Below are 10,795 nucleotides of genomic sequence, written 5' to 3'. Positions count from 1 at the left end.
CAATGCAATTTGAAGATAGGCAGCCCTGCCAGGGAGGAACTGGAAAAGGCAGTTATCTATATAGTTGGAACACTTATGAGGGAGGATGAAGATGGAGAATCTTGATTTATATGAAAGTGTCCGTTCTGTCCCTGACAATGCCAAGAAGACCATTAAAGGAGGTCGTACCAGCGGTATGACCGATATCAACCCTATGTGGCGAATAAAAGTCCTGACCGAGCAGTTCGGGCCATGTGGGATAGGATGGTACTATATTCCGACACGGAAGTGGTTAGAAACATCAGGGAATGAGATAGCGGCTTTTGTGGATATCGAATTATATATAAAGGTTGGTGGAGAGTGGTCCAAACCAATCCCAGGTAACGGTGGCAGCATGTTTGCTGCAAAGGAAAAGTCTGGGATCTATGTATCTGACGAATGCTATAAGATGGCAACCACAGATGCTATATCGGTAGCGTGTAAGCAGCTTGGAATTGGTGCAGATGTGTACTGGGAATCTGACCGGACTAAATACAATAGGGAAGAAAATCCTGATCTGATTACCAAATCGGAGGTTAACGAAATATTTCTGGAATTGAAACGGACTGGAATCGGAATAAAGAATGTCTTGTCAAAGTATGGATTAACGGATATCCATTGCATGACGAAGATCCAAGCTAAAGAAACAATCAATAAGCTGAAGCGGAAGCCAGATAAAGAAAGCGCGACCGCACCACCAGATGACATGCAGGAAGGTGGACTTCCTTGGAATGATCCAAAGGGGTGATGATTGATGGAGAGCAAAGGGATCCTAAAGGATATCGCCCGTAACTGGGAAACAGGCAAATTCCTGCTGACCTTTGAGATGGACCAGGACATAACGGGACAACTGGAAGATATCCGTGGCAAACTGCTTAACATAGTAGCCAAGCAATACCGGAAGAAGCGTAGCCTGGATGCCAATGCATATTACTGGCAGTTGTTGACCAAATTATCGGAGGCATCCGATATATCCAAGAACCGGGCACACAACCTTATGCTCCGCCGATATGGGCAGTTGGAAGAGATGGACGGCCATCTGATATATGTTGTGGTGCCGGACGATGATAAAGGTGCGGACAGGTCACTGGAGGCTGAAACTTACCATATCAAGCCGACCACGGAGGTAAAGGTTGCTTCTGATGGCACACAATTCCGTACATACGTCATGCTACGCGGTTCCAGCACTTACGACACTTCTGAAATGAGCAAACTTATTGACGGACTTGTATCAGAATGCCGTGATCTGGGGATAGAGACACTTCCTCCTCAGGAGATCCAACGGATGATGCAGATGTATGATCAGAACTGTAGGAAGAGGGAGCAGGATGGCTAAGAGATTATGGAGTGTATTTACCGAGGACATGGATCATTGCTATTTTTCTGGCAGTCCATATGTGGAGCGGCATCATATTTTTGAGGGCCGGCAAGGATACAAGGAGAAATCAGAAAATCGGGGGTTTGTGATTCCACTTCGGTATGATCTGCATCCGAATGGGGCCAGTTTTAAGGCCACGCCGGAGAACCAGCAGATTGATGACAAGCTTAAGCGGATGGCCCAAGAATACTATGAAGCGCATTATGGCAGCCGGGAACAATTCCGGCAGGAGTTTGGACGTAATTATTTAGATTAGAGGTATCAACGCCATATAGGCTGATACATACAACGGTAATGAGTAACGGTCAGATTGCGATATGTCACGGTATACTTTCTGATCACGGGCCGGGACCTATCAAACCTCCTTTACCCGGCCCGAAAGGAGGGATTGAATTGAGATACATAAAAAACTTAGGAATTATCCAAAGCGCTGTTTATAATGCTCTGGGCGTAGGCAGGGAAAACGCCATAAGCAGGGCAGAACTCAGCAGGATAACAGGATATAGAGACAGGCGCATACGCGAAGCAATAGAAGCGCTGCGCTACGACAAGGTGATCCTTAACCTGGATAATGGAGATGGCTATTACATTCCTGATTCAACCCCGCAGGGGCGTCAGGAAGCGGCTGTATGGCTTGCGAAGCAGGACAGGCGCATGAGGTCCATGAAATACTCCACAAGAGGCGCCAGGAGGTTTGTGGCTCATGACAAGAAAAGAGATATGCCAGGGCAGATCAACATGTTTGGCGCGGGAGGTATTTGATGGGAAGGTCTCAAAGAGAAAAAGGTAAGCGAGGGGAACGAGAACTTGCCCGGCTGCTGAAGGAATATGGATATGACTGCCGGAGAGGGCAGCAGTATTGCGGAGCCAGCGGAGATGCCGATGTAGTAGGTCTGCCGGGCATACACATCGAATGCAAGAGAGTGGAGCGTCTAAACCTGGAGGCTGCTATGGACCAGTCTGTAAATGATGCGGAAGCTGAAATGCTCCCTTTTAACGATGAAATTCTTCCGGCTGTATTCCACCGCCGCAACCGTGGCGGATGGATGGTAACAATGCGCCTGGAGGACTGGATCAAGCAGTATAGAGAATGGGATTCAGGAAGGATGCTGGAAAGGTAGGTGATGGCCTACATGGATGTAAATTATCTGGCAGAGATCATAGCCTTTGAACGATGGCTCGAAACTAACTACTTACCGATCCCGTCACAGTTGTTATGGTACAAGATGATGAACCTATTCAACCGGAGCGGGTGGAGCGAGTGGGTTATAGTAGATAACCTGAGATTGATGGCAGCCATGTCAATGGGTCGAGAAGCCACATTTATAAAGGCGAGGGACGAACTCATAAAGGCTGGCCGGATCGTCTACCAAAAGGGCAGAAAAGGAAGCCCCAACAAATATAAGATGGTATATTTCACTTTCAAAAGCGTAGTACAAAACGAAGTATATCAAGTAGTACAAAACGAAGTATTTCCAGTAGTAGAAAGCGAAGTACAAAGCGCAGACATATTTAAACATAAACAAAAACAAAACAATAAGAAGGATACTAACGTATCCAAAGAAAAACGCTTCATTCCTCCTTCGGTATCGGCAGTGGGATCATACTGTCAGGAACGGAACAATGGCATTGACGCCGGGCAGTTTGTTGATTACTACCAGTCCAAAGGCTGGATGATCGGTAAAAACCACATGAAGGACTGGAAGGCAGCGGTGAGGACTTGGGAGCAGAGGAAAAAGGGAGGAATCGAAGGTGGACCCGTTGCAGGAAATGATCACCCGGATACAGGCCGGAAGGGAAGAACGTACAGTGATGGCTATCTCAGCGGCGCCGGGGAGGGATTTACCGGGTTCTAAAACCTGTTCTGTAAAAAACTGCCCTTTGTGCAATGGAAGCGGCTGGATATACTGGCGGGACGAAGAGGGGAGAGAGTATGGAAAACGCTGTGAGTGTGGGCTGGTTGAACGCCAGATCATGGAGCATAAGCTGCAGTTTGCAAGTATTCCGGAGGCATTTAAGGACCTGAACCTTCGCTCGTTCCGATTGGGAGTATACCAGAGAGAGGACAGCCGGAGGATCATTAAGGACACCTGCGCTGCGATCAAATATTACCTGGATCATTTGGATGATATGAGAGAGCGTGGGATGGGATTGTATCTGTATTCCGGAACAAAAGGATCAGGTAAGACTCGTATGGCCGCCAGTATAGCCAATGAACTGATCCATGTTTACAGAATGCAGGTTAAATTTGCCGGATCAATGCAGATCGTGAATGAGATTAAGGCCACATGGGATGACAGAACCCGAAGTGAAAGCGACCTTCTGAGAGCATTGTCAACCGTGCAGGTACTGATCATAGATGATTTTGGGACAGAGCTGCCAAAGGACTGGATAGGAGAACGGTTCTACAGCATCATTAATGGCCGGTACCAGGACAAGCTGATCACGTTTTTTACCAGCAATATGAGCCTGCCGGATTTGCGCTATGATGACCGGATCACAAATCGGATCAGGGAACGGACGTTTCAACTTCCGTTCCCGGAAGAGTCGGTCCGGGAGCAGATCGCGGAGCAGAACCAAAAGGCTCTTATAAAAGGGATAAAAGGAGGGGCATGTGATTGATCAATAATAAGATCCGGAATCAGTATAGCAATAACTCTGAACGTCAGTGGATGGCATCTATCAGAGATATGGAGGGACATCCATCTCCAATGACAGATGCATTTTTACGTCCGGCATATGATCGAACGGTGGCATGTGCTATACCAGAACGGAGGCCAAAGCAAACTTTAGCAATAAAAGATAGGCATAAATTAATACTGGATTATATTAACTCATACATACAACAGCATGGTTATCCACCTTGTTTCAGAGAAATTGCTAATGGTACAGGTTTCAAATCACCGGCGTCCATAAACAGTAACCTTAAAGAAATGCGCAAACTGGGACTGATTGATTATATTGATGGATATCCAAGGACGATAACTATTGTCGTAAACACAGATTTAGAGGAGGATCAGCCATGATGAATAAAAAGCGTGTCAGGGAAACAATTTTTAACCTTGTTGACCATTGGTGTTCAGAGAAGCCTATCTATAGAGCAAACTTGCCATGGATTCGCGGTCAAATTTCTTTTGCCTATATGATTGAGGCCATCACCTTATCCGAAAAAGAGAAAATGGCTCAGCGTTTGTATGAAGCAAAGGAGGATGAACATGGGAATAGATTTAAAGATATTTGAGGATATTGAAAACCCGCAGTATACGGATCAGGAAAAACTGACTGCAATACATATGGTACTGGAGAGAGAAACCCATAATTGTATTACAAAACAGTCTATTCTAAAAGCTATGAAATGGCTATTTGATTGTAAGTATATTGTAGGCTAAATCGCTATTTGAGAAGGAAATTTATGAATGATAAGCAGCGATTAATGATAGAGGGGATGGACAGGCTCCTTAGGAGATTTAATAAATATCCGAACGATAAAGAGTTTACCGTAGAAGAAATTATAGAAGTATCTAACGAAATATATGATGAAATCGTGAAAGAGGAGAATTAACATTTTAACGGCGGAAAATCGGGAAGGAGCAGTATGTTTTTTTGCGAAATGTGCGGCAGCGGTGATTGTTGCGAAAGGACAGATATACACGGCGGTCCTATATTATGCGATACATGCTACATGGAGGCTAAACAGGACCAGGAGGACAAAGACGCAATCGAGGAGATTTTTAAGGACAATTAGGATTTCCTGGAGGTAGCATGGTAAAACAAAGCCCCGTCAGCCCTTTTTGTAGAACTGACGAGGTGGTAATTAATAATGATTTGTATTTGCTTCTGCGATAGCTTTAGTTTGGTGAATGGTACCCCAGGGATGGTGAGGCGGTGCATAGATAGAATATAATTTTAATGGGATATCGCCAGTATTTACTATATTGTGCCAGATTCCAGCCGGAATGAATATGGCGCTATCTATAAAGACTGGTTGTTGAAAATTTAAACGGTCCATTTGATTACCCATTCGGACAACACCGTGGCCAGATTCAATATGCAAAAATTGATCATTGTCCGGATGCACTTCTATACCTATTTCTTCACCAACTGGTATGCTCATCAGAGTAAGCTGCAAGTTGTTACCTGTCCATAAGGCAGTGCGAAATGTGTCGTTATTCACAGTGGCATTGCCGATATCGATAATAAACGGATTTGGGCCATAATCAGTCACCACATTTGATTGGAATCTGGGATAGGAAGGCGGGTTAGCATGTTGATTGTTAAGCATTTTATTCTCCTAGGCATTCTTTACAATATTATATGAAAAAAGTAGTTCAATGACAATGTTGTTTAATGATAAATATTGTTACAAATCAAAACTGAGATAAGCAATATTTAGGATTTAGGAGGTACAAAGCAGAATGAAAGCGTTTCAGTGCAGCCGGTGTGTGCAGTTACAGCAGGATGATTTATCAGATAAGGTTTTCTGCCCTTTTGCTCAGCCGGTGCCTAGATATCGTGATAAATCAGACAGGGAGTTGTGCTTGGCGGCATTTAAGTCGTTGTCGCCAGAACGACAATGGCATGAGCGATTCGGATGGGAAAATTAAGATTTAAGAAGGGAACTACGGTATGGAGAGATTAACAGATTGGATTAATGAGGAAAAAACTGAGGTAAGCATACGTCATGATAGATTTCGTGATGCGATGATAAGATTAGCTGCCTATGAGGATACCGGCCTGGAGCCGTGTGAAATCCCGGTATTATTGGATAGGCTCAAACGTGCGAGCGAGCAATGGGATATTTGGTGTGATGCTTACCAGAAGGATGTACCTGTATGGATTCCAGTGGCAGAGCAGCTCCCAGAGGCAAAAGAAGATGTCTTAGTCTGCACGAGGGATGGCTGGATATTAACAGCCTGGTATGGTCCGCATGGGGAAAGCTGGCATATAACTCCAACGGATCTCAATCACCCAATGAAAGATATCAACGCTTGGATGCCGCTGCCAGAACCGTATAGGCCAGAGAAATTAAAATTTCCGGGAGAACCGGAGGAAGGGAAATTATGAAATACACAGTGTACTATGAGAGCAAGCCGGGAATGTGGGAAGTCTACAGAGGAACAAAAACAGTTGAAGCTGATGACAAAAAAGAATCCATCGACAAGGCATATAGGCTTATTCGGAGAGATTTTCCAGACCGTCCGCGGAGTGACTGGCATTTTTCGGTAAACTGATAATCAGCAGTATTAATATTTAGGAGAAATCATGGACAGGATTATAAAAACGTGTTGGTGGTACATAGTGCTTGCGTTAGTCTGGCAGGGATTAGAGCTGTTAATATACCACCAGATACAGCCAAGAGTAGTTGACGACATTATGGGACTTTTGTTTTTGCCTTTTATTTATAAGGCGGTAGATTAGCATTGGAGGTGCATGGAGTGACCGAAAAAACGCTTGAACAGGCCATTGAAATTAAACATATTTTAGATAATTTGAGAAAAAGGAAAAAAGAACTGGAAGACACAAGAGACTTATGTTTTGGAAATACAAGAGAGGTGCGTGCCAGAACTATATATGTGGAAATTTCAGAAAATGGATGCTGCAAAAAATCCACGATAATTTCGCCACAAGCAGCAAAAGAGGCTCTTGAATGCGAATTATTAGATGCTGATGAAAAACTTAATAAATTTCTAAATGCATTAAGCGAACTAGTTTAGAATTTAAAGGAGGTACAGGGTGCGAAAAAGTAAGTGTATAAAAACGCATTACCCGGAATCCATTTGCATGGCAGAACGAATTGTATTATTTCACGGAACCAAATTTCGTGTTGCTTTGACCGCTCATGAATTTTACTGCGAAAAATGCAAGAAGGTTCGGCATTTGTGGTTCATCAATAGATAATTAGAATTTTCCATGGGAAGGGGCTATGAGTATGGAATACATGATTGGAAAAAAATATCCTGCCATAATGAATGATAAGGTTACATGTTTTAGTGTTTTGGAAATTGAGGAGCATGAATGTTTAATTCAGTGGCAGGATGGTGATGTGGAATGGGCCTATATCCTTGACATGAATCGGTGGGTATTAGATTCTTGTCGAGATAAGGAGTAATTGTAAATAAATGTTTTCGGAAGGAGACAGCAATGACGGTAAGGGAATTAATCGAACTGCTGAAAAAAGCGCCGCCAGACGATATTGTCCTGGCAGATATAGGACAGGAAGAAAGTGCAGATATATCGGGGATGTTGACAGCATCTGATGTGTTAATAGGGAACGGGACAATCCGGGGGATAACATACCTGAAAATAGAACCATACGAAGATTAACATTTAGGCATCTGGGGATACATAGGAGACTGCAACCGGTAGGTCTGCTCCCCAGTGTAAGTCCTATTAGCATTTAAGAGGTGAAGTATGTGGATAATGAGAGATGACAATGATCCGCCAGAACTGATAGGTACAATGGGGGAAAATATTAAAATATCAGATGAGTATACTGTTGTTGTGCGAACCGAATACTATGGTGAACCGTATACATATTTTGATATAGGTGTTTTTACAAAATGGAAAAATAGACCTGCAGCACATTGGACTAATGACTCTGATGTATGCAAAACAAGAGTAGTAGCATGGTTAAATTAGCATTTGAGAAAGAAGGTTATATATGGAAATGACAAACAAACCGTGTGTATTGACAAACTGCACCAACAACGTAGAAGGAAAATGCAGGCCAGATTTAAGACTCAGCAAATGGTGCGAAAACTTGGAACACTATGAAGCACAAGACACTGTAATGACAGATGAAGGTCTGTTCTTTAAAGATACAACGAATTAGCATTTCTGGAAGAACCGGAGGAAATTATGAAATACACAGTGCACTATGAGAGCAAGCCGGGAATGTGGGAATTGCACGGCGGAACCAAAACGGTTGAAGCTAACAGTGAGGAGGAAGCTATTGACAAGGCGTACAAACTTATCAAGAGGGATTTCTTTGACCGTCCGCGGAGTGGCTGGCATTTTTCGGTAAACTGATAATCAGCAGTATTAACATTTTCCGGGCGAACCGGAGGAAGGAAGATAGTATGGGAAAAACAATAGAATTACCAGTAGAGATAGGGTCAGTGGTGTATGAGGCAGATTTTCCACGGTATCCGCAGCGGGTGATTGGATACCGTATAGGGCGGATAATGGGAGAAGATGAAGAAGAATTTGAGGATGAACGTGAGACAGAAGAACTGTACATGGAGTATGAAGGTTACGGAATGTCTGGTTCTTCTCCCGTTTCAAGGTTTGGTAAAAGTATTTTTCTGACACGCGAAGAAGCGGAGAAGACTTCTTCTGAAAACTGATATTTATGGTACGAAAGGAGGAGCAGGAGATGTGCAGGGAGTGTATTAAAAAAGTACTGGAATGGTACAGCTTTGGCGTCATCGTAGGAGTGGGATTTTATATAGGATTAACCTTTGCAGTACAGGTTCTTAAGGTGGTAACGGACGTAATGAGGCAGTGGTGTCTATGAGAAAGAAAGCAGACAGTAAACAGGTCAAGGCCAATAAGGTATTGCGGCTATCAGCTGTAGCAGCGTCCGCAGAATCAGCTATCAAGGAACCGCCACCGAATACTTGGTCCGCCAGGATGCCGGCCTATACATATACAGTGGCTTGCCCGGATCCGGAGCTGAGGGAGCCACCGAAGGGAGTGAGACGATATTATGACCCGAGCAGAAAGACGCCGCTTAGAGCGTCAGAACAGAAAGCAGCCTACATACAATCTTTCCAGGGACCAGATGCAGGGGATGAAACAGGAGGCCACCCATGATGCGGCAGAGACAGCCTTTCTCCTGATGCTGGGAATCCCGGTTCTGATGTTTAAGGATCACTTCGGACAGCTGATCCGGCGTGAGGTGGATGGTAAGAGCCGGGAACAACGCTTTGTGGACTACTGCCTGGAGTTTTACCGGCAGTTTGATAAAGGATTGTACACGCTGGATGATATCAGGGCGGTGCTGAAAGATGAATGCGACATTGAGATTGACATGCAGTGATGGGAGGTGATGCCGATGGACAAGGAGGTGCTGATACAATATTGCGAGATGAAAGAGGAGATAAAGGACATAAGACAGCGGATTAAGAAGCTGGACAGATTCTTGGAAGGGCCTCATCAGGTATCAGATACCGTCAAGGGAACGCGATCAGATGGTACGATTGGAAGTATTAAGATTACAGGCTATCCAGTACCGGATTATTACCGGAAACAAAAATTGAGAGAACGGTACAGACAGATCCTGGAGCGCAAGGAGGCAGAACTGTTGGAGTTAACCTGTCAGGCGGAGGAGTATATCCAGACCATCCCGAAGAGTGAGATGCGGATCATGTTCCGGCTGTATTACATAGATGGGCTACCATGGTGGAAAGTGGCGCAGGCTATGAACCGCATGTTGCCAAAGCGGCGGGTGAAGTTCACGGAGGATAGTTGCAGAGTGAGGAATAATAGATTTTTTGAGGAAATTTAAAAATGTTCGGTCATGTTCGCCTGAATCATGCTAAGATGTTATCATGCGGAAGCCAGAGGGCAGAAGCATCCTCCCCCATTCAAATAGCGGCTGCCAGGTGTCACAGCCTGGCGGCTGAATCGCCGGTACATGATAAGTACGTCAGGCACTGCGCAGCAAGCCGGGTTTGGTCCCAGAATGGGGTAAGCCACAAAGCTGAGAATTCCAATGTCCGGCATTACAACAAGAACGTACCCCAGTGTCCTTCGGGCCTGGGGTCTTAATGCAAGGCAACAAGATCTCTTCTTCTCACAGGGGTGTTCGTATATTGCGTGGGCGCCCTTTCGCTTCAACAGAGATAACCGTATTGATTACGGTTCGAGGGGCACTTGTACGTTTGTGCAGGTGTCCTTTTTGTATTTTCATTTTCATAAATGATCCTCAAAGGAATATGATAGTTAAAAAGGTGAGTTATATGCTAGTTAAGTTATACACAATTGTCTTTGGAGGACTACCCTTGGAAATGTTTACAAATGATAGCCTGATTGAGGTCTGGCTTGAGGCAGCACGAACGGTATATGAGGAAACTGGAATGCGTGTAGATGCAAGATTAAGTATACCGTATTATATTTGCGATAAGTATGAAAATTGTAACTTGAGCGGCCCAATAGCGAATTATGTATGCATGTGGGAGCCGACAGAGCTGGAATCTCAAGAAGATTATTATGTGGCATTACTCCAGGTAGTACGGAGGGTGAGAGAAAGATTAGGGAATCCGTATATGGAATTTTCTAGTCAAGATTCAGACATACATTATTTTTTTGGGGATTTAAACTGATTCTAGGTCATTGCGTACGCGCTGCCAGAGAGCACTATATAACCTAGATTCGTTAAAAGAGGCATCCACCATA

25 protein-coding genes are annotated in these 10,795 nt (G+C 44.3%); 24 read left to right on the top strand and 1 reads right to left on the bottom strand.

The window, feature by feature from the left end; all coding sequences use genetic code 11:
• Positions 1–91: 91 nt before the first annotated feature.
• The 11 genes from ABID13_RS28255 to ABID13_RS28205 all read left to right on the top strand — a co-directional run bounded on the left by ABID13_RS28255 (position 92) and on the right by ABID13_RS28205 (position 4,958).
• The gene (locus ABID13_RS28255; protein WP_053095374.1) at positions 92–766 is read left to right on the top strand and encodes a hypothetical protein; all 675 of its coding nucleotides are present in this window, start codon (positions 92–94) and stop codon (positions 764–766) included.
• Positions 767–769: 3 nt separating this feature from the next.
• Positions 770–1,354 carry a hypothetical protein gene (locus ABID13_RS28250; protein WP_156200200.1) on the top strand — a complete coding sequence of 195 codons (585 nt, stop codon included), beginning with the start codon at positions 770–772 and terminating at the stop codon, positions 1,352–1,354.
• Entirely contained in the window at positions 1,347–1,652 is a 306-nt protein-coding gene (locus ABID13_RS28245) for a hypothetical protein (RefSeq protein ID WP_048930954.1), read from the top strand. Before ABID13_RS28250 ends, ABID13_RS28245 begins: the two co-directional genes overlap by 8 nt.
• A 137-nt stretch (positions 1,653–1,789) precedes the next feature.
• Complete coding sequence (locus ABID13_RS28240) at positions 1,790–2,158, top strand: hypothetical protein (RefSeq protein ID WP_045091268.1); 369 nt, start codon at positions 1,790–1,792, stop codon at positions 2,156–2,158.
• On the top strand, positions 2,158–2,517 hold the full coding sequence (locus tag ABID13_RS28235; protein ID WP_048930953.1) for a putative PDDEXK endonuclease: 360 nt from the start codon (positions 2,158–2,160) through the stop codon (positions 2,515–2,517). Before ABID13_RS28240 ends, ABID13_RS28235 begins: the two co-directional genes overlap by 1 nt.
• 12 nt (positions 2,518–2,529) lie before the next feature.
• On the top strand, positions 2,530–3,252 hold the full coding sequence (locus ABID13_RS28230) for a hypothetical protein (protein WP_053095373.1): 723 nt from the start codon (positions 2,530–2,532) through the stop codon (positions 3,250–3,252).
• Positions 3,149–4,018 (top strand): ATP-binding protein, encoded by an 870-nt coding sequence (locus tag ABID13_RS28225; protein ID WP_242849301.1) that lies wholly within the window; start codon positions 3,149–3,151, stop codon positions 4,016–4,018. The genes ABID13_RS28230 and ABID13_RS28225 overlap by 104 nt, the downstream gene beginning before the upstream one ends.
• Positions 4,015–4,422, top strand: coding sequence for a LexA family protein (locus ABID13_RS28220; RefSeq protein WP_082173991.1), 408 nt, complete (start codon positions 4,015–4,017; stop codon positions 4,420–4,422). The genes ABID13_RS28225 and ABID13_RS28220 overlap by 4 nt, the downstream gene beginning before the upstream one ends.
• Complete coding sequence (locus ABID13_RS28215; RefSeq protein ID WP_048930951.1) at positions 4,419–4,637, top strand: hypothetical protein; 219 nt, start codon at positions 4,419–4,421, stop codon at positions 4,635–4,637. The genes ABID13_RS28220 and ABID13_RS28215 overlap by 4 nt, the downstream gene beginning before the upstream one ends.
• A complete protein-coding gene (locus ABID13_RS28210; RefSeq protein WP_156200198.1) occupies positions 4,612–4,785 on the top strand; it encodes a hypothetical protein in 174 nt (57 codons plus the stop codon). The genes ABID13_RS28215 and ABID13_RS28210 overlap by 26 nt, the downstream gene beginning before the upstream one ends.
• A 23-nt stretch (positions 4,786–4,808) precedes the next feature.
• Positions 4,809–4,958: a hypothetical protein gene (locus tag ABID13_RS28205; protein WP_156200196.1), complete on the top strand. Its 150-nt coding sequence runs from the start codon at positions 4,809–4,811 to the stop codon at positions 4,956–4,958.
• A gap of 252 nt (positions 4,959–5,210) precedes the next feature.
• On the opposite strand, the gene ABID13_RS28200 is transcribed toward ABID13_RS28205, so the two are convergent.
• Positions 5,211–5,678: a cupin domain-containing protein gene (locus ABID13_RS28200; RefSeq protein ID WP_048930950.1), complete on the bottom strand. Its 468-nt coding sequence runs from the start codon at positions 5,676–5,678 to the stop codon at positions 5,211–5,213.
• A 344-nt stretch (positions 5,679–6,022) separates the two neighbouring features.
• On the opposite strand from ABID13_RS28200, the gene ABID13_RS28195 reads away from it, so the two are divergent.
• From ABID13_RS28195 to ABID13_RS28130, 13 genes are all read left to right on the top strand, one after another.
• On the top strand, positions 6,023–6,460 hold the full coding sequence (locus tag ABID13_RS28195) for a DUF551 domain-containing protein (RefSeq protein ID WP_048930948.1): 438 nt from the start codon (positions 6,023–6,025) through the stop codon (positions 6,458–6,460).
• A complete protein-coding gene (locus tag ABID13_RS28190) occupies positions 6,457–6,627 on the top strand; it encodes a hypothetical protein (protein ID WP_156200194.1) in 171 nt (56 codons plus the stop codon). Before ABID13_RS28195 ends, ABID13_RS28190 begins: the two co-directional genes overlap by 4 nt.
• Positions 6,628–6,831: 204 nt before the next feature.
• Complete coding sequence (locus tag ABID13_RS28185) at positions 6,832–7,110, top strand: hypothetical protein (protein WP_048930947.1); 279 nt, start codon at positions 6,832–6,834, stop codon at positions 7,108–7,110.
• 215 nt (positions 7,111–7,325) lie between these two features.
• Entirely contained in the window at positions 7,326–7,505 is a 180-nt protein-coding gene (locus ABID13_RS28180; RefSeq protein WP_143111247.1) for a hypothetical protein, read from the top strand.
• Positions 7,506–7,537: 32 nt separating this feature from the next.
• A complete protein-coding gene (locus tag ABID13_RS28175) occupies positions 7,538–7,720 on the top strand; it encodes a hypothetical protein (protein ID WP_048930946.1) in 183 nt (60 codons plus the stop codon).
• 87 nt (positions 7,721–7,807) lie between these two features.
• Positions 7,808–8,035, top strand: a complete 228-nt coding sequence (locus ABID13_RS28170) for a hypothetical protein (protein ID WP_048930945.1) — start codon at positions 7,808–7,810, stop codon at positions 8,033–8,035.
• A gap of 219 nt (positions 8,036–8,254) precedes the next feature.
• Complete coding sequence (locus ABID13_RS28165) at positions 8,255–8,425, top strand: hypothetical protein (protein ID WP_156200192.1); 171 nt, start codon at positions 8,255–8,257, stop codon at positions 8,423–8,425.
• A 50-nt stretch (positions 8,426–8,475) separates the two neighbouring features.
• Positions 8,476–8,742, top strand: a complete 267-nt coding sequence (locus ABID13_RS28160) for a hypothetical protein (RefSeq protein WP_048930944.1) — start codon at positions 8,476–8,478, stop codon at positions 8,740–8,742.
• Between the two features lie 29 nt (positions 8,743–8,771).
• Entirely contained in the window at positions 8,772–8,912 is a 141-nt protein-coding gene (locus tag ABID13_RS28155; RefSeq protein ID WP_197092211.1) for a hypothetical protein, read from the top strand.
• A gap of 192 nt (positions 8,913–9,104) precedes the next feature.
• Positions 9,105–9,437, top strand: coding sequence for a hypothetical protein (locus tag ABID13_RS28145; protein WP_048930943.1), 333 nt, complete (start codon positions 9,105–9,107; stop codon positions 9,435–9,437).
• A gap of 9 nt (positions 9,438–9,446) precedes the next feature.
• Positions 9,447–9,905 (top strand): hypothetical protein, encoded by a 459-nt coding sequence (locus ABID13_RS28140; RefSeq protein ID WP_048930942.1) that lies wholly within the window; start codon positions 9,447–9,449, stop codon positions 9,903–9,905.
• 2 nt (positions 9,906–9,907) lie between these two features.
• Complete coding sequence (locus ABID13_RS28135; protein WP_048930941.1) at positions 9,908–10,168, top strand: hypothetical protein; 261 nt, start codon at positions 9,908–9,910, stop codon at positions 10,166–10,168.
• Positions 10,169–10,359: 191 nt separating this feature from the next.
• Positions 10,360–10,722: a hypothetical protein gene (locus ABID13_RS28130; protein ID WP_045093913.1), complete on the top strand. Its 363-nt coding sequence runs from the start codon at positions 10,360–10,362 to the stop codon at positions 10,720–10,722.
• Positions 10,723–10,795: the final 73 nt, after the last annotated feature.

The organism is Enterocloster citroniae, from assembly GCF_040545455.1.
Lineage (GTDB): Bacteria > Bacillota > Clostridia > Lachnospirales > Lachnospiraceae > Enterocloster > Enterocloster citroniae.
Note: the sequence above shows the minus strand (reverse complement) of the source record. Positions and strands in the feature narration are given on the sequence as shown.